Genomic DNA, 21,321 nt, shown 5'->3' on the forward strand with positions numbered 1-21,321 from the left:
GGACCCGATAGGGCCTGAACGCTTCTACTCCGGGGCGAAATCAGCGGGTTTCCTTGGGCAGGCTCCAGGGAAACAGACGTTTCTGGATCTGGACGACGGCCTGGAACAGGGTCAAAGACATGGCGGCCAGCACGATCAATCCGGCCCAGGCCTGCGGCAGTTTGAACATCGAGGTCGAGAACTGGATGAAATAGCCAACACCCGCCTCGGCGGCGACAAATTCGGCCACGACTGCCCCGATGACGGCAAGCGTGATCGAGATCTTCAGTGCCGAGAAGATATAGGGTACGGCATAGGGCAAGCGGATCTGGGTCATCTCGCGGCGCGAAGGTGCGCGCAGGCTGCGTGACAGCTCGATCAGTTCGGGCGGGGTTGCTGCAAGCCCGGTGGCCGTCGAGACCACAAGCGGGAAGAACGTGATCAGCGTCGTGATCACAACGCGCGGCAGGTCGCCAGCACCCAGCGCCACGATGATGATGGGGGCGATCGCGACAACCGGCGTGGACTGCACGATGACCAGCAGGGGATAAAGCGTCTTTGACAGGATCGCCGAACGCATCATCACCATGGCAAGCGGGATCGAGACGGCGATGGCCAGACCGAAGCCAAGCAGCGCAACCCTGAGCGTGGACCAGATATGGGTCAGCCAGCGTTCAAGGCCAATGGCGGTAAAGGCGTTCAGGATCGCGCTGGGGGCCGGCAGCAGGTAGGAGGGGATGGAAAAAAGGCGTGTCGCCGCCTCCCATAGCAGGATCGTTCCGACAAGCGTCAACCCGGTCGCAAAGCCGGGGAGCCGGGCCAGTTGTGACAAACTGCGGCGGTGCGGGTTCGGGGCGGGCTTTGCCGCCGTGGTTTCAGCCGGCTGGGAAGATGGCCGGACAAGAGCGGGACGAACCGGGGCAGGGCGCGGAGATGCGGCCCGGGCAGGTTGGGTCTGGGTCATCGCTTCCTCCATTTCACGCGGCCTCCCGTGCCATCAGCCTGTCTCGCAGGTCGGCTGTCAGGTCGAGCAGAGCGGGGTCCTTCATGCTTTCGGGGCCGCGAGGGCGGGAAACCGGCACGATATGTTCACATGCGACCGTGCCGGGGCGGCCCGACATCACCAGAACCCGATCGGCAAGCAAGGCCGCTTCGCTGACCGAATGGGTGATGAAGACGACGGTCTTCGGTTTCTCGGCAAAGATCCGCAGCAGATCGAAGCCCATGACCTCACGCGTCAAGGCATCCAGCGCCGAGAACGGCTCGTCCATCAAGAGAATGTCGGGATCCAGATGCAGGGCGCGGGCGATGCCCACGCGCTGCTGCATGCCGCCTGAAAGCTCTTCGGGAAGTCGCTTGCCAAAGCCTTCCAGCCCCACCATCGCCAGAAGCTCCTGCGCGCGTTCCCGGTCGCGCTGGGACACATGACCGGTCTTGTGCCGAACCGGAAAAACCACATTGTCTTCCACCGTGGCCCAAGGCAGCAGCGTGGGTTTCTGGAAGACGATGCCGATATCGTCCCGCGGCCCTGTTACGGGCATGCCGAAGACCTCGACCGCGCCGCTGGTCGGTGTGAGCAGCCCCGCGACCATCCGCAGAAGCGTAGACTTGCCGCAGCCCGACGGGCCCAGAATGGCAAGAAATTCATGATGGGCCACGTCGAAGCTGACGTCGCGCAATGCTTCCGTCTGTCCCGATCGGGTCTGGAAGACCTGTCCGAGACGGTCAAAGCGGATGGCGGGGGGCTGCTCGATCATCATTTCAGAGCAAGCATTTCGCGGGTTACGGTGGTTTCGACATCGTAGCTGGCCGGATCGATCCCCTGAGCCGCAGCGACGCGGGCCCAGGTCTCGGCAAGGCGACCGGGTTCGAACACCCCCAGACCGTCCTTTTCGGTCACCTCGTTATAGACCAGTTCCATCGCATCGGTCAGCGATCCCTTGACGTCTTCGGTGCCAAGCTCGGCCACGATATTGGTAACGGATTTCGCTGCCGCGTCGGGGTTATCCCGTGAGAACTCGACCGATTTCTTGTAGGCGGCGACGAAGCGACGGGCGACATCGGGCCGGTCCTTCAGGAAACTGTCATTCGCGATCAGCGAGGCGGAATAAAGGTTCAGACCCGCCGCAGACCATGGCAGCGCCTGAATTTCCTTGCCCGCCTCTTTGCCCTGGTTGGTGTATCGGGTGAGGTCCGTCATCCAGGCAACGATGCCATCGACCTGTCCGGTCATCAGCATCGGCCCCAGCGCGCCGGGATCGGCGTTCACGATCGTGACCTCATCCGGGGAAATGCCCGCATCCTTGAGCACCAGCGGCAGGTAGACGTTGGACGAAGTGAAGGGAGAGGTCGCGATCTTCTTGCCCTTCACATCCGCGACGGCGTCGAAGCCGCCACCCTTGACGGTGTAAAAGGCATGCGGACCCTTGTTGAAAACGGACATGATCGCGGTCACGCCGACTTTTTCCTGGGCGCGGGCGGCCATGAGTGCGCCGATATCGGCCACCCCGACGTCAGATGATCCGGCGGCAAGACGCGAGATGGCATCCGTCGAACCGCGACCCGAGGCGATTTCGACGTCCAGGCCTTCATCCTTGCAGAAGCCCTGGTCGATGCAGACATAGATCGGCGCCTTGTCGCCGCCGGGTAGCCAGTCGAGCTGGAATGTCACCTTGTCCGAGGCGAGAGCCGGGCTGGCCATCATGGCAAGCGCGGAGGCGAAGAGTATCTGGCGTGGAACGGGCAGGCTGGATGGCATGGTTGGTTTCTTCCTGTTGGTCATTTGTTGATCATTGCGTGCGCTTCGCAGAGCTTCTCATGTCCTCGATCGCCTTGACCGAATATCCGGCGGCAAGCATGTGGCGAAATGCGCAAGCGCGCTTCTTGCCGTTGTCACCTTGCAGACAGGCGAGGCAGCGATGCGCGCCGGTCTGCTGGACGATCTTTGGGCTGGTGTCGGTCTGTGCAGTTTGTTCGAACATCTGGACCTCGTTTCGACAGGTTTGACCGTCGAGCAATGTCCAGGATCATTTCCCGACCGCTTCTACTCGCATGGTCCCATGATGGGTGGACTGTCCCGATTTAGGCAACGGAAACGCGCCTATCTTGACATGTGTTATCGGTCTGCTGCCGTGTTGCAGCGCGTCTGACTGCAATTGAGGCAGACTTATAAAATCTTGTAATAAAAGCCAAAAATATCGATGCCGACGGTGCCGTGAAGCTGTCAGCTTCGCCGTTCATCTACCGGAAGCCAGATGTTCTAAAAATTGCTACAGGTAATCGGGAAAACGCGGCTTACGCGTCCTCAAAAACGGGACAGAGATAAAGCGGGCCCGGCCTATTTTCGGGCAGGAAGGCAGTGTGCGCCGGGCATGATCCCGCTTTCCCGCCCGTTCACTCTGGATGGGGCGGGAATGTCGAATGGCGCCTGCATCGATTCGAACCCCTTTGGCGCGCGACGACGATCGGTTGGAATGGAAACAGATGCGCTTCCTGGGGTTCAGGGCAGCGTCGAGTTCCAACCGCTCGGGGCGGTCTACCTGCACTTCAGTGTCTAACCCTTTTCTTTCTGATCTGACCTGATCCGCGCTTCGAAGGCCGTGGTGAAATCGTCAAACGAAGCAGCAAAAGACAGCAAACGTTCCTCGGGCCAGCCACCGGTAATCTCGCGGATCAGTTCCAGCTTTATCCGACTAATTTCGGCAAAGATCCGGTCACCGGCTTCTGTGCGCAGCAGGACTGCGCGCCGTGCGTCATGTTGCGAAACGGCGCGGATCAGGAACCCACGATCCACAAGACCGGCCACCAGCCTGCTTGCGCGAGACGGGTCGATATGCAGATGCCGCGCAATATCACCAACCGATACGTCTTCCGCTTGTGGGCAGTGGATAGGCCCGAGCAGCGTGCCGGGTATCACGCCCAATATATCCAGATCGGCCATGTCCAGGGCAGGGGCCAGATTTGTCAGGGCGATCCGGCTGAGCACACGCCGCCCGATCAGAACGCGAAACCGCGCCATCGCCGAGGAAATCATCTCGATACCGTCCTCGCGCATGGGGTCCTGCATGTTTCTGTGTCTCCTGAGAGCTGGCATATTATGTGCGGTTGACATATATTTGCGTTCAGCACATATATATCTCGTCAGTCATGGTTCCGCAATTGCCTGCGGATCACATCCGGGTTCCACATAAAATGTCTCAACAGCCACCTCTCAAGGCCGGGCCTGCAGGTCTGACCGATCGACGCCGGAAGGTTATCTTTTCGTTCCTGATGCTCAGCCTGTTCATGGCCACGCTGGACAATCAGGTAGTGTCCACCGCGCTGCCCACCATCATCGGCGAGTTCGGCGCAATCGAGCGTTTCGGATGGATCGGATCGGCATATCTGCTGGCGCAAAGCGCCATCATGCCGGTCTATGGCAAGTTGGGCGACCTGTTTGGCCGCAAATACGTCATGATGTTCGCGGTCGCTTTGTTCACGCTGGGTTCGGTTCTTTGCGGCCTGGCCTGGTCGATGGACAGTCTGATTGCTGCCCGTGCCTTCCAGGGCCTTGGCGCCGGAGGCATCATGGTATCGATCTTCTCGATCAACGCGGATCTGTTTGAGCCGCGGGAGAGGGCAAGATACCAAAGCTTTTCCAGCCTTGTGCTGATGGCATCGGGGTCCATCGGGCCAAGCCTTGGCGGCACGATGAGCCAGGCTTTGGGTTGGCGATCGATATTTCTGATCAATCTGCCCATCGGGATCGTCGCCTTGGTCGGTCTCGCGATCATGCTCCCTTCGCGGCGGCCCGAACGGCAGCCCAAGGTCGATTATCTGGGCGCACTTACCCTTGCCGTGGCGATTGCCGGCATCGTGCTTTGGGCCGATAGCCAATCGCTGTTTGGCTCACTCACCGCCGCGCCCGCGCTGGCGCTGCCGGTGCTCTCGGCGGCGGCGCTGGCGCTCTGGATCGCAATCGAGCGTCGCGCGCCTGAACCCATCATCCCGCTGAGCCTGTTTCGAGACCGCAACTTTTCACTTTTGCTCATCGTTGGCGTGGTCAGTGGCGGCATCGGGATTGGAATGGTCAACTACCACGCCCTGTTCCTGCAGATGACAACAGGGCTATCGCCGGCCCGAGCGGGACTGTTCTTCATCGCCATCACCGCCGGGATTGCCATGGGCTCGCTGACCTCCGGGCGGCTGATTTCCCGGACGGGGCGATATAAGCCTTGGCTGGTTCTCGGACTTTCTCTCACTGTCCTGTGCTTGATCTGCCTGGCGATGATGCCGGTCAATGTGCCGCTCTGGCTTGTCGCGACGGTTTTGCTTGCGCAAGGGATCGCGATCGGATTGGGTCAGCAGGCACCCGTGATCGGGGCTCAGATTGCCTCTCCGGCACAGGACGTCGGTGCTGCAACGGGTGCCGTGACGCTCTCGCGGATGGGTGGCGCCGCACTGGCCATCTCGGTCTATGGGGCGATCCTGACCGACCGGTTGATGAACACGGTCGTGCCCGGCGGCGGTTCCATCGAGAAAATGACGCCGGATCGGATGGCCACGCTGGCGCCAGCCGCCCGCGATGCCATCGCACTGGCATATCGAGGAGCCTTCGACTGGGTCTATTTTGCCGCAGTCATCATGGCAGGAACCGGCTTTCTTGCGGCAACGATGCTGCGGCCCGTCATGCTCTCTCCGGCCGAGCCTGTGGCGAAGCCCTCTCAGGCGATCGAGGCCTCGCCCGGTGCCGGCTGATCGGGCCTGCGCCGCCAGTCTGCCCGTTTCGCCAGAGGCTTCATGTCAACAGTGTGGGCAACGACAAAGGGCGGACCGCAGGGTCCGCCCTCATCATTCGATCAATGATCCGACCTGGCCCTGAGGGAACAGGAGATCCTCAGGGGATCAGCCTTGCGATGATCAGATCAGCGGCCTGCTCTGGCGTCATGTCCGTCGTATCGATCCGGATTTCCGGCGCATCCGGTGCCTCGTAAGGCGAATCGATGCCAGTGAAGTTCTTCAGCTGACCCGAGCGTGCCTTGGCGTAAAGCCCCTTCACGTCACGCTCTTCCGCCACCGAAAGCGGCGTATCGACAAAGACCTCAAGGAACTCGCCGGGCTGCATCATGCCGCGCACCATGTCGCGTTCCGAGCGAAACGGCGAGATGAAGGCGGTGATCACGATCAGGCCCGCATCGGTCATCAGCTTGGCGACCTCGCCGACGCGGCGAATGTTCTCGATCCGGTCGGCTTCGGTGAAGCCCAGATCCTTGTTCAGGCCGTGACGCACGTTGTCGCCGTCAAGCAGGAAGGTGTGGCGGTTCATCCGCGCCAGCTTCTTCTCGACGATGTTGGCGATGGTCGATTTGCCCGAACCCGAAAGACCGGTCAGCCAAAGCACGGCAGGCTTCTGGTGCTTCATCTTGGCGTGATGCTCGCGCCCGATATCGGTCGCCTGCCAGTGGATGTTCTGGGCCCGGCGCAGCGCGAAATGGATCATCCCGGCAGCGACCGTGTGGTTGGTCATCTTGTCGATCAGGATGAAGCCGCCAAGGTCGCGGTTCTCATCATATGGCGCGAAGGGAATTTCGCGGTCCGTGGTGATGTTCGCGACGCCGATGGCGTTCAGGTCGAGCGTCTTCGAGGCCAGATGTTCCTGGGTGTTGACGTTGACCTCGTATTTCGGGGCATGAACCGTGGCCGAAACCGTCTGGGTGCCGATTTTCAGCCAATAGGCGCGACCCGGAACCAGCTCTTGTTCATCCATCCAGACAAGGGTGGATTCGAACTGGTCCGCCACTTCCAGCGGCGACTGTGCAGCGACGATCACCGAACCGCGCGAACAGTCGATTTCGTCTGCAAAGGTGACGGTGACGGATTCGCCGGCCACAGCCAGATCGCGGTCGCCTTCAAGGCTCACGATCCGCGAGATGGTCGAGGTCTTGCCCGACGGAAGGACGCGGATCTTGTCACCCGGTTTTGCAGAACCGCTGGCAACCAGTCCGGAAAAGCCGCGGAAATCGAGGTTCGGGCGGTTGACCCATTGAACCGGCATGCGGAATGCCTTGGTCTGCTCGACCGTCGAGTCAAGCTCGACCGTTTCAAGATGCGGCAGCAGGGCCGGGCCGTCATACCAGGGCGTATTGTCGCTGGGGCCGGTGATGTTGTCACCCTTGAAGCCCGAGATGGGCATCGCGGTGAACTCGGTAATGCCGATGCTCCGCGCGAATTCGCTGTATTCTTCGACGATCTTGTCAAAGGTCGCCTGGTCGTAGCCGACAAGGTCCATCTTGTTCACCGCCAGCACGATATGGCGGATGCCCAGAAGATGAACGAGATAGCTGTGACGGCGGGTCTGCGTCAGGACACCCTTGCGCGCGTCGATCAGGATGACCGCGAGGTCGGCGGTCGAGGCGCCCGTGACCATGTTGCGGGTATACTGTTCGTGGCCGGGCGTGTCTGCGACGATGAACTTGCGCTTTTCGGTCGCGAAGAAGCGGTAGGCCACGTCGATCGTGATGCCCTGTTCGCGCTCGGCCGCAAGGCCGTCGACGAGAAGGGCGAAGTCGATTTCCTGTCCCTGCGTGCCAACGCGCTTGCTGTCGGCTTCCAGTGCGGCAAGCTGATCCTCGAAGATCATCTTGCTGTCATAGAGCAACCGCCCGATCAGGGTGGATTTGCCATCATCGACCGAGCCGCAGGTGATGAAGCGCAGCATGGTCTTGTGCTGATGCGCCTCGAGATAGGCGTCGATGTTCTCGGCGATCAGAGCGTCGGTCTTGTAGATCGGTTCTTGGGTGTTCATGGGTCACCTGATTTCGATATGGAGGGCCGGAGACGAGGCGAAAGGCTCAGAAATAGCCTTCCTGCTTCTTCTTCTCCATCGAGGCGGCCTGATCATGGTCGATCGCGCGGCCCTGACGCTCGGAGGTCGTGGTGAGCAGCATTTCCTGGATCACTTCGGGCAGGGTCTGCGCTTCGCTTTCGACCGCGCCGGTCAGCGGATAGCAGCCCAGCGTACGGAAGCGGACCGACCGCATTTCGGGCGTCTCGCCATCTTCCAGCGGGAAGCGCTCGTCATCGACCATCAGGATCAGCCCGTCGCGCTCGACCGTGGGACGCGGCGCAGAGAAATAAAGGGGAACGATCTCGATCCCTTCGAGATGGATGTATTGCCAGATATCAAGCTCGGTCCAGTTCGAAATCGGGAAGACGCGAACGCTTTCCCCCTTGGCCTTGCGGGCGTTGTAAAGCCGCCAGAGTTCGGGACGCTGGTTCTTGGGGTCCCAGCGGTGATTGGCCGAACGGAACGAGAAGACGCGTTCCTTGGCACGGGATTTCTCTTCGTCGCGGCGCGCGCCGCCGAAGGCAACGTCAAAGCCGTATTTGTCCAGCGCCTGCTTGAGGCCCTCGGTCTTCCACATGTCGGTATGCAGCGAACCGTGGTCGAACGGGTTGATGCCCCGCGCAATTGCCTCGGGGTTCTGGTAGACAAGGAGTTCCATCCCCGCATCCTTCGCGGCCTTGTCGCGCAGGGCGTACATGTCGCGGAACTTCCATGTCGTGTCGACGTGCAGCAGTGGGAAAGGCGGCGGCGACGGGTAGAAAGCCTTCTTCGCCAGATGCAGCATGACGGCACTGTCCTTGCCGACGCTGTAGAGCATGACGGGGTTTTCCGCTTCGGCGACAACTTCACGCAGAATGTGAATGCTCTCCGCCTCGAGGCGTTGAAGGTGAGTGAGGGTTTTCTGGTTCATTCGAAATTCTCTTCAAAAACCTGATTGACCGAGCAGTAACCGGCGGGCTAAGCATCTTAACCCCCCATTTGGGGGGCAAATGGACGAGGTGGCGCCATTTCCGCGGAATCCGATACTCTCAAGGCACTTTTTGCCGACGCTGCTCAAAATTCGGGCGTAGAACATGGCTCGGAGCAGGGACCATGGGACCTGTTCCTGGGAAAACTTGTGCTGCAGACGCGCGCAGAGGCAGCGACATTTCGGATCGACTGGCCGGGCGCCCGCAGCCAGGCATGGTCTGCCGCGCGCGAAGTCGGGCTGGCAGACGGCACTCTGCGGCAAATGCGACCGGATCGGGTCTATTCGCAGGTGGATCTGCCGGGGTTTGAGGATCGGTCAGAGCCCCTGCGCGCAATGAAATGCGGCTTTCGGACCGGGGGACACGCCGTCATAGTCCTGAGCCGGCAAGGTCAGGATTTTCGGGCAATCGACGGGGTACATCTTTCGGAACTGGCGCCTTTCGTCAGCCAGGCTGTGCAGATCTGGCAGGATCTGAGTCTGGAACGTGCCAGGGCGCTCCGGGAACGGCGGATGAATGTTGATCTGGGTGCTGGATGGGTCATCTTCTCTCCGCTCGGAAACGTTCTCGACATTGCGCCCCAGGCCCGGGTCTGGCTGGAAGACGTGGATGGGGTGCGCTTGCGCGCGGGCGGGCGGCTGGAGTTTCACAACGGTGAGACGGCTTTGGAGTTCCGCCGAGCCATTGCTGCGGTCCAATCACCCGAAACTGCGACGGTGACGGTCGCCTTGTCCGATGATCCGCGTATGGAGTTGCGCCTGCGCGCCGGTCTGCACGAGGGAGAGAAAATCATCACTGGCTCGATCCGGCTTGCGCAGTTCGCGAGGTCCCTTGACGCCAGAAATGTCGCCAACAGCCTGGATCTCAGCCACAGCGAGGCGCGCCTCGCGATCCTGCTCTGCGACGGGTTCAGCCTGCAGGAAGCCGCCGCAGAGTTGGGCTGGACGTCCGAAACGGCACGCAGTTGTTCCAAGCAGATATTCGCCCGAATGGGCGTAACCGGCCAAGGCGGCGTCCTGCGCAGGATGCTCGCGGGCAGCATGTGGTTTTCGTGAAAACGGCGGACCCGTCGGGTCCGCCGCATGCATGTTCTGGACTGGTCGAGCTGATTTCGCTCAGGCCGCCTTGGCGTTAGCCATCAAGCCATGATGTTCGATGATCGTTGCGGCCGAACGCGGCAACGGGGCGCCGTCGCCGACGCGACGAAGCTGCAGCGCTGCGGCCTCGGCCTCGGTCAGTTTGCGGGGCAGTTCAAAAACAAAGGCCACATCGCCCAGCTTCGCCGCGGCGAGATCGTGGCGCGGACGGCAGGCCAGCACGGTTCCCAGGACCTCGTCACCCAAGGCAACTTCAAGCACGACCGGCTGGACAGGGTTCGCCTCATCCCGGGCCCAACCCTCGATCCGGTCGAGCTTCGTGACGCGGTCCAGATGGCCCTGCAGCCGCCCCTGAAATCCGGGCAGGCCGGTGATCGTCTGTCCATCACTTGCACGGCGCACGACAAGCCGCCGCAGCTCGGCGGTCGAGAGTACGGATGCCCCCGAGAAGACGAACCCCATCCGGTTCGCATTGCGCTGTTCGGGACCGGTCAGGCAGGCGATGGTTGTGCCGATCACCTTGCCATCAAGCACGACCTCAAGCGCAATCGGATGTCCTGGGTGAGAGACATCGCGCGCCCAACCGGTCACGTAGGCAGGGGCCGCAACGCCTTCGATCCGACCCTCGATGGCACCCGAATGGCTGATCGTGCCGGCATTCAGTGCGCGTTTCGCCATCGCAATAAGCGCTGATTGAAAGCTGGGCCCGGAAATCGGGCGCGGCGCGCAAAGAAGCGGCTCGCTTGGGGCCACATGATCGGGGAAGCTTGCGCGAAACTCTGCGACATTGTCGAAGCTGTCCCGGAAGTCGCCGCAATCGGCGAAGCTTTCTGACCATGCGCCATCGGCAAGAACCAAATCGTGCGCGCCGAAGTCGATCTGGAAATAGTCCAGTTCGTCCTGCAGCGGTGCGCGGGTCACGGTGATCCCGTTGACCAGATTGGCGGCCAGAACCAGGATTTCACCGATCAGCATCGAATGACCTTGGCTCACGAACAACGGTCGGCGCGGCATGCCTTCCGAAATCGATCCGGGTGCAAAGCAAATGGCGCGTTCCTTATGCGCACTTGCGCCGTCAAAGTGCTGATGGCCGATCCAGCGGATCTTCCGCAGGCCACCGAAGCGGCAGACGATCGAGTCACCCTGGCGCAGATCCTCGATCGCGATTTCGCCGCGCTCGGTCAGGATCATGGTACCGCGCCGATAACAGACGGCCGTGTCCTCTTGCGGTTGGCGCTGCGCCAAGGAAAGCGCGCTGCTGACATCCGAGAAGGTCAGCTCACCCGCGCCACCCGCTGCGGGATAGTACATATCGGTCGGTGTCGTGCCGAAGCTCTTGCCGATATCGAGGATCAGATGCGATGCACCGCCGCCCTGACCTTCGAAGACAATGTAATTTTCGCCTTCTCCCAGACCCGAGACCAGATCGGGCTTCGGAGCGAGCTGAGTAAAGACATAACCCTTGCCAGAAGCGGGCCACCCTTCTTCACCGGTGGAGGGGTCGCCATCCGTATCGAGGGAGGGGTCATATTTCTGAATGGCCCAGAATTGACCATTGCTGAACCCGTCGGCGCTGTTGTTGATGTTCTGGACCCAGACCAGACGGTAGTAATCCGTCGAGGTTCCGACAGCCGTGACACCCTTGAGATTCATGCCGAAATTGGCGTCGTTCGGGTTGCCCTGGTTGGTCGGCTGCGACGTCAGGGTGGCGAGATGGTCGCCGGTAAAGATAATCGGGCCTGTGTAGGGCATAAGCCTATCCTTTTCTGGCCAATGTTACTTTTTAACGCAATCGGTAATAAACGATATCGTGCCAGAAATTCACTTCGCGCCGCGGAGTTTCTAATTGAGGCGACCTAAAGTCCCGACGTCTATCGACCATGAGCATCTGATATCAGGGGAGAAGAGAAGAAGTGAACCTGACTTTATGGATATGGTCTTTTTGGACATGTTCATCGATGCAACAATATGAAATAAAAAGAAAGATATTGCATACAGCGAAACCAGGCAGAACCTGTACTTTGTCAGGTCAGATACCGGACGCCACAACCTGAAAGAGAGCTTCCGCCCCGCTTGAACTGTCTTTTGCAGCATTTATGAATTAGCGCCGCATTCAAGTTGGGGGAAGGCAGATAAACGCGGAGAACTTGGTATGGCACTCAGGGATCGTTTCCGGCTAGTAATAAGGGCAAGCCATTTTTTGCCATGCGGGGCCCGCACTCTTGAACTTTCGTTTCCTGCATTCCTCAGATCTTCACTTGGGCAAGCCCTTCGGCTCCTATCCCGAGGCGATCCGCAACCGTCTGCGCGATGCCCGGCATGACTGCATCGCGAAGTTGGCCGAGGCAGCCCGCGCGCGCGGCGCAGGAACGATTCTGTTGGCCGGCGACACCTTCGACGCCGAGACGCCATCCCCCGAGACATTGCGCCATGCCCTACGTGCCATGGCAGCCGCGGAAGACATCCGGTGGGTGCTGCTGCCGGGCAACCACGACAGCCTTGCAGCATCCGAACTTTGGCGCAGGATCGTCTCTGACGGTCCTGGGAACCTGAGTCCGGTGACCTCATCGGCGCCCCTTCCGCTTGGTGGCGGGGCGATGCTGCTTCCCGCGCCTTGCACCCAGCGGCGCCCAGGGCGCGATCTGACCGAGGCAATGAATGCTGCAACCCCGGAAGGGACGCTTCGGATCGGATTAGGCCACGGCGCCATCACCGATTTTTCCGGTGAGGAGGGAAGCACGGGCATCATCCCGCCCGATCGGGCAAGGATTTCCGGGCTGGACTACCTGGCTCTGGGCGATTGGCACGGGCGGATGCAGGTCGGTCCAGCCACCTGGTATTCCGGAACGCCCGAGGCTGATGGTTTCAAGCATGACATGGCAAGCGGTGCGCTCTTCATCGAACTCTCACCCGTCCCTGTTGTTGAAGTGGTTTCGACCGGCCGGTTCAGTTGGCAGATCATGCCCATCGAGCTTTTGCCGGGGGAGGAGCCTGTGGAACGGCTTTCTCGGATACTGCCGCCGATCGAGAGCCGCCGCGATCGCATGTTGCGCTTGGTTGCCCGGGGGCGCCTTCCGCTTCCTCGGATTGCCGAACTTGAAACTGAAATCGCGGCGATAGGGCCCGATTTCGGCTGGTTCGACAGCGATCTGTCGGCCCTGATCACGGAAACTCGTCCCGATGATCTGGATCAGATCGACCGAGCTGGGGCGTTGCGGCAGGCGGCAGAGGCGCTTCTGGAGGAGGCGGGGGACGAAAGGTTGACCCTTCCCCAGCGCGAGATCGCCAATATGGCGCTTGCCAGGCTCTACTCGCTGGCACTTGAGGAAGAGCAATGAAGATCCGCGCGATCGAACTGACCAATGTGCGCCGCTTTGCAGGCCGTAAGGCACGGATCGACCAGATAAGCGATGGAATAACCGTGCTGTCCGAGCCGAATGAGTTCGGCAAATCCACTTTTTTTGACGCGCTTCATGCGTTGTTCTTCGAGCGCCATCGCGGCACGAAACAAGCTGTCAAGTCGCTTCAGCCCCATTCGGCAGGCGCGCCGGAAGTGGCGATCGAGATCGACCTGCCGCAAGGTTGGTTCAGGATCGAGAAGCGGTGGCTTTCCCGCGCCACCGCGCGGGTGCTTGATGCACACGGCAGGATCCTCGCTCAGGACGACGAGGCCGAGGCATGGATAGATCAGCTTCTCGGCAATGGGCTGGCAGGGCCTACGGGTCTGCTTTGGGTGCGACAGGGGTTGCTCGGGCTCGAGCCGGAAGGGACCACGGCCAGCGACAAGAACGAACGCGAGCGTGGGCTGAAGACACGGCGCGACTTGCTATCCTCGGTTGCGGGCGAAATCGACACGATGACGGGCGGTCGTCGGCTGGACAAGGTCTTGTCGCGCGTTGGCCATGAACTCGGACGTCTGGCGACCAGCACCCAGAAACCGAAGGCTGGAGGAGAATGGGCAAGGGCGGCAGAGGAGTTGGCAAGCCTCCGGTCCCGCGAGACCGAATTGGCCGCAAAGGCCGCCAACCTTTCAGAAAGCCTGGCCCGGCGTTCGGAAATAAATCGGCAGTTGCGAGAACTGAACGATCAGGATGCCGAACGTGCACGCAAAGACGCTCTGACGAAAGCTCAGGATACTCAGGCACAAGCAATCGCTCATGCGGATCGGCTTTCCGAGGCACAGAAGAACCTGAGGCTTGCCCATCTGACGATGACAGGAACCGCAGACGAAATCACAAGGCTGGAGAAACTGTCACTGCGCCTTTCCGCAGCCGAAGACGATACCAGGCAAGCGACCGCGAAAGCCGCCGAGAGCGCCGCAAGAGCCAAAGACCTCGCCGCAGCGGACCGAGCCGCAGCGGAGCAGTTCGAGCTTGCGCGAAATCATGCGGTGAGCCTTCGAAACAGGTTGGCGGCAGCGCAGCGTGGACAGCTTGCTCAGTCCGCGCGCCTTCGCTGCCAGCAACTGGAGGTAACCCTGGGCCGAGCGGAGGAACTGAGGCGCGAGATCGAGGCGAACCGCGCCTTTCTTGCTCTCTGCAAGGTGACACCAGAAAGAGTGCAGGGGGTCGAAGCCGCGCGCGAGTTGCGAGATCGGCTACAGGCCCAGATCGAAGCGCAAAGCGTTCATGTCAGTCTTCGCTATGAAGGCGCGTCGCGGGTCCATGACGAAAGCGGCGCGGCCATCGAAGGGGTGGTTCAGGTCACTGCAGCACGAAGCTTCCGCTTGCCGGGGATTGGCACGATGGTGATCGATCCCGGCAGGAACTCGGCCGAAACGCTTGCGGTGAAGCTTGCGGACGCGGAAACCAAACTTGCCGCGAAACTCGACGACTGCGGCTGCTCAACGATCGCCGAGGCGCGCCAGAAACTGGCGGAGGTTGAACGGATCGAACGGGCGAACCAGACATGTGGGGCAATGCTGGACCAGATTGCCCCCGAGGGGCTGGACCAGCTCAGGCAGGAAATCGCGATTACCGAGGCGCGTGCGACGCTGAGCGGAACCGAACTGGAAGCACCAGAAGAGATCGAAGCCGTACTGGAAGCCGCGACGCAAGTGGAGGATGAGACGAGAAACCTGGCCACGGAAGCGCATCTCCGAGCCATTCGTGCGGGCGAGGAGCGCGCGGCGGGGCAGTCAGCCCAGCAGGCGGCCGCACGTACCCTTGAGGATTTTCAGGCCGAAGCGGGCGATGTGTCCGAACTGGGAAACCGGCTCAATGCATTGCGCGCTGCTCTTGTCTCGCAAATCGCCCATCACCGCGAGGCCGAGGCGATAGCTGCCAGACTACGGGATTGCGCCCCGGATCAGGAGACGATCGGCGCGGCTCTTGCGCGTGCGCGTTCTGTCGTGGAACAGGCGAACGCGTCCCGCGACCGGCTTCGCAACGAGCAGGCGACATTGAACGGGTCGATCGGCGCGCTGGCAGATCAGGGGATCGAAGAGGAATTGAACGAGATCCGTGGTCGCCTTGAAGCCTCGATCGTACGCGAGCAACGCTATGCGACCGAAGTTCATGCCCTTGCACGGTTGCGCACGGCACTTGAGGATGCGAGACGTAGCGCCCGCGACAGTTATTTTGCTCCTGTGATGCGCGAACTGACCCCTTTGCTTGCGCTGATTCATCCTGATGCCGAGCTGCGCATAGATGACCAGTCTCTCTTGCCCGCCGCGCTGACGCGGATGGGCCAGATCGAAACGCTGGACATCCTGTCCGGCGGAACCCGCGAGCAGATCGCAATTCTGACCCGGCTGGCCTTTGCTCGGCTGTTGTCACGGTCAGGTCAGCCGGTTCCGGTCATTCTGGACGACGCTCTGGTTCATAGCGATGACGAGCGTATCGAGGCGATGTTCACTGCCTTGCATCGCGCCGCAAGGGATCAGCAGGTACTTGTTCTGACCTGTCGGCAACGCGCGTTTGCCGCACTAGGAGGAGAGCGGGCCCATGCCGAGATCACTGCTATCTGATCATCAATCCGGTTCTGGCATGGGCAGCGGGTAGGAGATGATCAGTGTCAGGTCGCTGCTTCCGACCTGGTGAATTCCGACCTCTTGGCCCGAAAAGAGATAGGCCGCCTGACCTGTCGTGATCGTCCGTGTGACCCCATCGGCAAAAACTTCGCCTTCGCCTTCGAGCACATAGTAGACTTCGTCATGCGCAATGAGATGCGCCCCGATCGCCGCTCCCGGGCGGAGAATGCGCTTGCGGAAATCCATGGTCCGGTTGGGGACTTCATCTGATATGCGAAAGGCCACGGAAATGCCGATCGCGCCATGCGGCGTCGCTTCCTCGCGCATCACGTCCATTTCATCGACGATAATCATTTCGCGGTCCTGATTTGGATTTCATAAATCAAACGAGATCAATCATATAAAACCATATCCTGAATCTTTTCCAGATGCTGGGAGGATGATCTAGTCAAAGCTGACGCTCACCTCGGGATCGCCTGGCAAGCCATGGTAAGTTACCTTCACGGCAAGCCCCGGCTTGGGGAGCAAAAGAGGGCCGAAAGACCCAACGCTCACAAGATCCCCGGCCTTGAAGCGGACACCGCTTTGCAGAAGCCACAGAAGCGAATTCAACGGATTGCCCAGTACGGCTGCGCCGGGTGCTCTGGCCAGTTCCTGTCCTTGCGCATCCGTGACGACAACCTGCATCTCGGCCAGCTTCTTTTCGAAGGCTTCATCATGCACGACAGGCAGGGCGTCCCCCAGCACGCCTTTTCTGGCCCCTACGTTGATCGCGGTGATGGAAGGGGCCGTCAACGACCTTGGATCGGCCACCACCAGATCGGGCAGTTCGATGAAAGGGTGAATGGCCGAGAGGTGAGCCAGAACATCCCCAGCCGTCTTTGCATCATTGATTGCGGCGTCCGCAACGACAAGGATCAGGTCGGCTTCGAACCGGGGCAGGGCCGCAAAACCTGAAGGTACGGACGCTCCGTTCGGCAGCATCATGGCGGCATACAGCACGCCGCGGACCGGCTCTGTAGCGTTGAAGGCGTCCTGCGCGGGTTTGCTGGTCAATCCGGCCTTGTAGCCGACAGGCGCGCCCCATTCCCTGGAAAGGATGTGAACAAGCTTGTCCTGGGCGCAAAGGGCGTCTTCCATGCTATCGACAGCTGGGGTCGGGGAAGGGGTGGCCGACAGGATGCTGCGGGCCAGCATCGCGATTGTCGCGTCATCGGGGCATTGCGCCATCAACGGGGCCGCCAGCCATATCGGGGTAATCAGAGCAGCGCTCCAAAGCAGTTTTCGCATTTCCTGACATCCTCCGGGCAGGATCGAAACTCGTCCCGACTATGCCACGAAATGCTTTGCCCGGAATGGGAAAACTGCCGATCCTGAGTTGGGAAGGACGCCTGCCGCAGACGAAACTGGGGGCGGGCAGGCCGGGGCGGGGAAGGATCAGGGGAACGCACCATACGGCCCGCCGTTGTTCTTTTCGCAGATGCAGAAAAGATGGAGGGCTCATGCCGGAGTGGATCGAAACATTGCTTGTCTTTCTTCCGGCGCTTCTGCTGGCTTGGGCAGGATGCTTCTTGCTCTATCGGCTCGCGGCGAGGGCGCTGGTGCATCGGGACGAATTCTGGCGCTCTCTGCTCGCGCGGACCCGGGGACCGGTCCAGATGGGCATGATGATCCTTGCCGTGTCGTTTGCGGCGAACGCGACACCCCTGCCTGCGCGCGAGGGACAACTGCTTCGGCATGCGTTGTTGCTTGCGTTCATCGCCTGCGTGACGTGGTTCATCAAGACGATGCTTGAGATCTGGACAACCCTGCATCTGCGCCGGTTTCGCATCGACGTCGAGGACAACCTGCTCGCGCGCAAGCACGTCACCCAAAGCCGCATCCTGCAACGTGTCGGCTCGGGCATCATCGTGGCGGTCGGGTTCAGCGCTGCGCTGATGACCTTTGACGATGTCCGGCAATATGGCGTCAGCCTTCTTGCCTCAGCGGGTGCGGCCGGTATCGTGCTGGGCCTTGCCTTGCAGCCGGTGCTCCGTAACCTTCTTGCCGGCATCCAGCTTGCCGTGACCCAACCGATCAGGATCGACGATGCGGTGATCGTCGAGGGTGAATGGGGGAATGTCGAGGAGATCACGTCCACTTATGTGGTTGTTCGCATCTGGGACAAGCGGAGGCTCATCGTGCCGCTGAACTATTTTATCGAGCAGCCCTTCCAGAACTGGACCCGAAGCGACGCGACGCTGATAGGTTCGGTCATGATCTATCTCGATTACGGCGTATCGGTTGCCGATCTGCGCGCCGAGGCCGAGCGGATCGTGCGCGCTTCGCCCCTGTGGAATCGCGACGTTTTCGCGTTGCAGGTGACGGATTTCCGCGAACGTGAGGTTGAAGTCAGGATACTCGCCAGCGCGACCCATGCTGCCAAGGCGTTCGACCTGCGCTGCGAGATCCGCGAAAAGCTTCTGGACTATCTGCAACGCGAACAGGCGCGCGCCCTTCCAAGGTCACGGACGGATCTGATGGTGGGGACCGAGCAGTCCCGGCAGGCAATCGAGGCCATCGCCTGAGGCGAGCTAGTCGATCCTCTCTTTCGTGGCTTCATCAAAGATGACCGCGCGCGAAACATCCATCTGCACCTGTGCGATTTCCCCTGGGCGCGGGTCGGCGGTCGCAGGCAGTCGCGCGGCCAGAAGTGCTCTTTCGAGTTTCATCCAGATATAGATGTCAGAGCCGGTCGGCTCGACGATCTCGACCGGCAATGCCAGAGCAAATTTCGCCTCGGTCTCCACTGAGACCCCGATGTTTTCTGGCCTGATGCCATAGATGACCCGCCGTCCCGGGACCATGGGGGCCGTCAGAGGGATGGCAATCTCGGGTGCCGCATCGCTGATGAAGTCCCTTCCGCGATCACCGACGCGGCCGGGCAGCATGTTCATCGCGGGCGAGCCCATGAAATCTGCGACGAACATGTTCGCCGGTCGATTGTAAATCTCGGCAGGGGTGCCGGCCTGCTGGATCACACCTTCCTTCATCACCACGATTTGGGTCGCAAGGGTCATCGCCTCGATCTGGTCATGCGTCACATAGATGATCGTGGCCCCGGTCTGCTGATGCAGACGCTTGATCTCTGCACGCACCTCGACCCTCAGCTTCGCGTCGAGATTCGAAAGCGGTTCGTCGAACAGGAACAGGCGCGGATTCCTGACCAGGGCGCGAGCCATCGCGACGCGCTGCCGTTGGCCGCCTGACAATTGTCCGGGACGGCGGTCAAGCAGATGTTCGATCTGCAATGTGCCCGCGACGGCACGGATGTCCTTCTCGCGCTGCGGCTTGGGCGTTCCCGCCATTTCCAGCGGAAATCCGATATTCTGCGCAACCGTCATGTTCGGGTAAAGCGCGTAGGATTGGAAGACCATCGCAATGTCGCGCCTGGAAGGATGAAGGCCAAGCACGCTGGCTCCATCGATCCTTATGTCACCAGAGGTCGGGGGCTGCAGGCCGGCAATGGCATTCAGCAGCGTGGACTTGCCACAGCCCGAAGGGCCGACCAGAACCAGAAAGCCCCCTTTCTCCAGCGAGACATCTATCCCTTTCAGGATCTTGTGCCCGCCGATCGTCCGCTCGAGCTGCTCAATTTCGATGAATGCCATGAACTATCCCTTGACTGCGCCAGCCATGAGCCCGCGCATGAAATACCGCCCCGCGACGATATAGACGACCAGAGTGGGCAGGCCCGCGATCATCGCCGCAGCCATGTCCACATTGTATTCCTTGACCCCTGTCGACGACGACACGAGGTTGTTCAGCGCCACTGTCATTGGCGCACTTTCCCCGGCGGCAAAGGACACGCCGAACAGGAAGTCATTCCAGATATTCGTGAACTGGTAGATCACGCAGACCACGATGATCGGTGCCGATGACGGCAGCAGGATGCGCCAGAAGATCGTGAAGAACCCCGCCCCGTCCATCTGTGCCGACTGCACCAATTCGCCGGGAAAGGATTCGTAGTAGTTTCGAAAGAAGAGCGTGGTGAACCCAAGCCCATAGACGACATGGACAAGCACCAGCCCCGCCGTGCTGTTGGAGAGCCCAAGCTGGCCCAGGACCCGCGCCATCGGAATGAGCACCGACTGGAAAGGGATGAAGCAGGCGAAAAGCATCAGCCCAAAGACGACCCTGTGCCCCGGAAAACGCCACTTGGTCAGGACGTAGCCGTTGAGCGCCCCGAGCGCGGTCGAGATCAGCACGGCAGGAACCACCATGCGAAACGAATTCCAGAAATAGCCCTTGATACCTTCGCAAGTTACCCCGATGCAGGCGCTGCCCCAGGCTCGAAGCCAGGGTTCGATGGTGGGATCACGCGGCAGCGCAAGAATGTCGCCGCCGCGGATCTCGTCCAGGGATTTGAACGAGGTCGAAAGCATCACGAATAGTGGTGTGAGATAGATCGCGGCAAAGATCACAAGCAGACCGTAAATCACCACGCGGTTCATCAGTGACGGCCCGGCAGCCGTGGCAATTGCCGATTCGCGCGTGCTCATCGCTGGCCCTCGCGCAATTCGGAGTAGAGATAGGGGACCATGATCGCGGCGATCCCCATCAGCATGATCATCGCCGAGGCAGAGCCCACCGCCATCTGGCTGCGCGTGAAGGTATAGGAATACATGAAAGTCGAAGGCAGTTCGGTCGCGTTGCCGGGGCCGCCACCCGTCAACGCGATGACAAGGTCGTAGGATTTGATCGCCATATGCGCCAGCACGATCACCGCGGACAGGAAGGCCGGGCGCAGCAGCGGAATGACAATGCGGCGGTAGATCGTGAAGCTCGAGGCACCGTCGACGGTTGCGGCCTTCAGCATCTCACTGTCGATGCCACGCAGACCTGCCAGGAACATTGCCATGACGAAGCCCGAAGCCTGCCATATGCCGGCGATCGCGACTGTGTAGATCGCCATGTCGGGTCGCACGAGCCAGTCGAAGGTGAAACTCTCCCAACCCCAGCCGCGAACGGTGTTCTGAATGCCCATGCCCGGGTTCAAGAACCACTTCCAGGCGGTTCCGGTCACGACGAAGGACAGGGCCATCGGATAAAGGTAGATTGGGCGCAAGACGCCCTCGATCCGGATTTTCTGATCAAGGAGAATGGCCAGAAACAGCCCCAGGGCGATGCAGATCACGATGTAAAGAGAGCCGAAGATCGCAAGGTTCTTCAAAGCCATGTACCAGTTCGGCTGGGCAAACAGCCGTTCATATGCGTCGAAGCCAGCCCATTTGTAGACCGGTAGAATACGCGAGGTCGACAGCGACAGAACCGCAGTCCAGACAATGAAGCCATAGACGAAGAAGAGAACCAGCGCAAAGGACGGGGCCAGGACCAGCCGTGGCAGCCAGTCCTGCAATCCGCGCCTGGTGTCGGTGGATGAAATGGACAAAAGGTTCCTCGCAGCTTGACCGGCAATGTGCCCGGACCGCGCGAGATCCG

Annotated in this window: 18 protein-coding genes; 5 read left to right on the forward strand and 13 right to left on the reverse strand. The window is 60.7% G+C overall.

The window, feature by feature from the left end; genetic code table 11:
• Positions 1–40: 40 nt before the first annotated feature.
• The 5 genes from RGQ15_RS17730 to RGQ15_RS17750 all read right to left on the reverse strand — a co-directional run bounded on the left by RGQ15_RS17730 (position 41) and on the right by RGQ15_RS17750 (position 4,045).
• Positions 41–943: an ABC transporter permease gene (locus RGQ15_RS17730; RefSeq protein ID WP_311162021.1), complete on the reverse strand. Its 903-nt coding sequence runs from the start codon at positions 941–943 to the stop codon at positions 41–43.
• Between the two features lie 13 nt (positions 944–956).
• Positions 957–1,736 carry an ABC transporter ATP-binding protein gene (locus RGQ15_RS17735; RefSeq protein ID WP_311162022.1) on the reverse strand — a complete coding sequence of 260 codons (780 nt, stop codon included), beginning with the start codon at positions 1,734–1,736 and terminating at the stop codon, positions 957–959.
• Positions 1,736–2,761 carry an ABC transporter substrate-binding protein gene (locus tag RGQ15_RS17740; protein ID WP_311162023.1) on the reverse strand — a complete coding sequence of 342 codons (1,026 nt, stop codon included), beginning with the start codon at positions 2,759–2,761 and terminating at the stop codon, positions 1,736–1,738. Before RGQ15_RS17740 ends, RGQ15_RS17735 begins: the two co-directional genes overlap by 1 nt.
• 7 nt (positions 2,762–2,768) lie before the next feature.
• On the reverse strand, positions 2,769–2,960 hold the full coding sequence (locus tag RGQ15_RS17745) for a hypothetical protein (RefSeq protein ID WP_311162024.1): 192 nt from the start codon (positions 2,958–2,960) through the stop codon (positions 2,769–2,771).
• A 572-nt stretch (positions 2,961–3,532) separates the two neighbouring features.
• Positions 3,533–4,045, reverse strand: coding sequence for a MarR family winged helix-turn-helix transcriptional regulator (locus RGQ15_RS17750; protein ID WP_311162025.1), 513 nt, complete (start codon positions 4,043–4,045; stop codon positions 3,533–3,535).
• Between the two features lie 125 nt (positions 4,046–4,170).
• Here RGQ15_RS17750 and RGQ15_RS17755 point away from each other — a divergent pair, with 125 nt between their 5' ends.
• Entirely contained in the window at positions 4,171–5,715 is a 1,545-nt protein-coding gene (locus tag RGQ15_RS17755) for an MDR family MFS transporter (protein ID WP_311162027.1), read from the forward strand.
• Positions 5,716–5,854: 139 nt separating this feature from the next.
• Here RGQ15_RS17755 and cysN read toward each other — a convergent pair whose 3' ends face one another.
• Both cysN and cysD read right to left on the reverse strand, forming a co-directional pair.
• Entirely contained in the window at positions 5,855–7,762 is a 1,908-nt protein-coding gene (gene cysN / locus RGQ15_RS17760) for a sulfate adenylyltransferase subunit CysN (protein WP_311162028.1), read from the reverse strand.
• Between the two features lie 46 nt (positions 7,763–7,808).
• The gene (cysD, locus tag RGQ15_RS17765) at positions 7,809–8,714 is read right to left on the reverse strand and encodes a sulfate adenylyltransferase subunit CysD (protein WP_311162029.1); all 906 of its coding nucleotides are present in this window, start codon (positions 8,712–8,714) and stop codon (positions 7,809–7,811) included.
• Positions 8,715–8,921: 207 nt separating this feature from the next.
• Between cysD and RGQ15_RS17770 the strand changes: the two genes are divergently transcribed.
• Positions 8,922–9,827 carry a helix-turn-helix transcriptional regulator gene (locus tag RGQ15_RS17770; RefSeq protein ID WP_311162030.1) on the forward strand — a complete coding sequence of 302 codons (906 nt, stop codon included), beginning with the start codon at positions 8,922–8,924 and terminating at the stop codon, positions 9,825–9,827.
• Between the two features lie 60 nt (positions 9,828–9,887).
• On the opposite strand, the gene RGQ15_RS17775 is transcribed toward RGQ15_RS17770, so the two are convergent.
• Complete coding sequence (locus tag RGQ15_RS17775) at positions 9,888–11,621, reverse strand: Hint domain-containing protein (protein WP_311162033.1); 1,734 nt, start codon at positions 11,619–11,621, stop codon at positions 9,888–9,890.
• Positions 11,622–12,091: 470 nt separating this feature from the next.
• On the opposite strand from RGQ15_RS17775, the gene RGQ15_RS17780 reads away from it, so the two are divergent.
• Both RGQ15_RS17780 and RGQ15_RS17785 read left to right on the forward strand, forming a co-directional pair.
• On the forward strand, positions 12,092–13,207 hold the full coding sequence (locus tag RGQ15_RS17780; RefSeq protein WP_311162035.1) for a metallophosphoesterase family protein: 1,116 nt from the start codon (positions 12,092–12,094) through the stop codon (positions 13,205–13,207).
• Positions 13,204–15,837, forward strand: coding sequence for an AAA family ATPase (locus tag RGQ15_RS17785; protein ID WP_311162036.1), 2,634 nt, complete (start codon positions 13,204–13,206; stop codon positions 15,835–15,837). The genes RGQ15_RS17780 and RGQ15_RS17785 overlap by 4 nt, the downstream gene beginning before the upstream one ends.
• 3 nt (positions 15,838–15,840) lie before the next feature.
• Here the strand turns inward: RGQ15_RS17785 and RGQ15_RS17790 are convergent, their stop codons facing one another.
• Together RGQ15_RS17790 and RGQ15_RS17795 are read right to left on the reverse strand one after the other, a co-directional pair.
• The gene (locus tag RGQ15_RS17790; protein ID WP_311162038.1) at positions 15,841–16,194 is read right to left on the reverse strand and encodes a cupin domain-containing protein; all 354 of its coding nucleotides are present in this window, start codon (positions 16,192–16,194) and stop codon (positions 15,841–15,843) included.
• 90 nt (positions 16,195–16,284) lie between these two features.
• Positions 16,285–17,130 carry a 2-keto-4-pentenoate hydratase gene (locus RGQ15_RS17795; protein WP_311162039.1) on the reverse strand — a complete coding sequence of 282 codons (846 nt, stop codon included), beginning with the start codon at positions 17,128–17,130 and terminating at the stop codon, positions 16,285–16,287.
• Positions 17,131–17,342: 212 nt separating this feature from the next.
• Here RGQ15_RS17795 and RGQ15_RS17800 point away from each other — a divergent pair, with 212 nt between their 5' ends.
• Positions 17,343–18,407, forward strand: a complete 1,065-nt coding sequence (locus tag RGQ15_RS17800) for a mechanosensitive ion channel family protein (protein ID WP_311162040.1) — start codon at positions 17,343–17,345, stop codon at positions 18,405–18,407.
• A 6-nt stretch (positions 18,408–18,413) separates the two neighbouring features.
• Here RGQ15_RS17800 and RGQ15_RS17805 read toward each other — a convergent pair whose 3' ends face one another.
• Genes RGQ15_RS17805 through RGQ15_RS17815 form a run of 3 tightly spaced genes read right to left on the reverse strand, consistent with a single transcriptional unit; the run spans position 18,414 to position 21,271 of the window.
• A complete protein-coding gene (locus tag RGQ15_RS17805; protein WP_311162041.1) occupies positions 18,414–19,490 on the reverse strand; it encodes an ABC transporter ATP-binding protein in 1,077 nt (358 codons plus the stop codon).
• A 3-nt stretch (positions 19,491–19,493) separates the two neighbouring features.
• On the reverse strand, positions 19,494–20,381 hold the full coding sequence (locus tag RGQ15_RS17810; RefSeq protein WP_311162043.1) for a carbohydrate ABC transporter permease: 888 nt from the start codon (positions 20,379–20,381) through the stop codon (positions 19,494–19,496).
• Positions 20,378–21,271 carry a carbohydrate ABC transporter permease gene (locus RGQ15_RS17815; protein WP_311162046.1) on the reverse strand — a complete coding sequence of 298 codons (894 nt, stop codon included), beginning with the start codon at positions 21,269–21,271 and terminating at the stop codon, positions 20,378–20,380. Before RGQ15_RS17815 ends, RGQ15_RS17810 begins: the two co-directional genes overlap by 4 nt.
• Positions 21,272–21,321 lie beyond the last annotated feature (50 nt).

The sequence above is a fragment of the Paracoccus sp. MBLB3053 genome (genome assembly GCF_031822435.1).
GTDB classification, from domain to species: domain Bacteria; phylum Pseudomonadota; class Alphaproteobacteria; order Rhodobacterales; family Rhodobacteraceae; genus Paracoccus; species Paracoccus aurantius.

What these genes read in the sequence shown, in the direction of transcription:
- RGQ15_RS17735 (WP_311162022.1), bottom strand. Translation starts at nt 1,736, where the DNA reads ATGATCGAGCAGCCCCCCGCCATCCGCTTTGACCGTCTCGGACAGGTC.
- RGQ15_RS17730 (WP_311162021.1), bottom strand. Translation starts at nt 943, where the DNA reads ATGACCCAGACCCAACCTGCCCGGGCCGCATCTCCGCGCCCTGCCCCG.
- RGQ15_RS17775 (WP_311162033.1), bottom strand. Translation starts at nt 11,621, where the DNA reads ATGCCCTACACAGGCCCGATTATCTTTACCGGCGACCATCTCGCCACC.
- RGQ15_RS17740 (WP_311162023.1), bottom strand. Translation starts at nt 2,761, where the DNA reads ATGACCAACAGGAAGAAACCAACCATGCCATCCAGCCTGCCCGTTCCA.
- RGQ15_RS17785 (WP_311162036.1), top strand. Translation starts at nt 13,204, where the DNA reads ATGAAGATCCGCGCGATCGAACTGACCAATGTGCGCCGCTTTGCAGGC.
- RGQ15_RS17810 (WP_311162043.1), bottom strand. Translation starts at nt 20,381, where the DNA reads ATGAGCACGCGCGAATCGGCAATTGCCACGGCTGCCGGGCCGTCACTG.
- RGQ15_RS17755 (WP_311162027.1), top strand. Translation starts at nt 4,171, where the DNA reads ATGTCTCAACAGCCACCTCTCAAGGCCGGGCCTGCAGGTCTGACCGAT.
- RGQ15_RS17800 (WP_311162040.1), top strand. Translation starts at nt 17,343, where the DNA reads ATGCCGGAGTGGATCGAAACATTGCTTGTCTTTCTTCCGGCGCTTCTG.
- cysD (WP_311162029.1), bottom strand. Translation starts at nt 8,714, where the DNA reads ATGAACCAGAAAACCCTCACTCACCTTCAACGCCTCGAGGCGGAGAGC.
- cysN (WP_311162028.1), bottom strand. Translation starts at nt 7,762, where the DNA reads ATGAACACCCAAGAACCGATCTACAAGACCGACGCTCTGATCGCCGAG.
- RGQ15_RS17745 (WP_311162024.1), bottom strand. Translation starts at nt 2,960, where the DNA reads ATGTTCGAACAAACTGCACAGACCGACACCAGCCCAAAGATCGTCCAG.
- RGQ15_RS17750 (WP_311162025.1), bottom strand. Translation starts at nt 4,045, where the DNA reads ATGCAGGACCCCATGCGCGAGGACGGTATCGAGATGATTTCCTCGGCG.
- RGQ15_RS17790 (WP_311162038.1), bottom strand. Translation starts at nt 16,194, where the DNA reads ATGATTATCGTCGATGAAATGGACGTGATGCGCGAGGAAGCGACGCCG.
- RGQ15_RS17795 (WP_311162039.1), bottom strand. Translation starts at nt 17,130, where the DNA reads ATGCGAAAACTGCTTTGGAGCGCTGCTCTGATTACCCCGATATGGCTG.
- RGQ15_RS17805 (WP_311162041.1), bottom strand. Translation starts at nt 19,490, where the DNA reads ATGGCATTCATCGAAATTGAGCAGCTCGAGCGGACGATCGGCGGGCAC.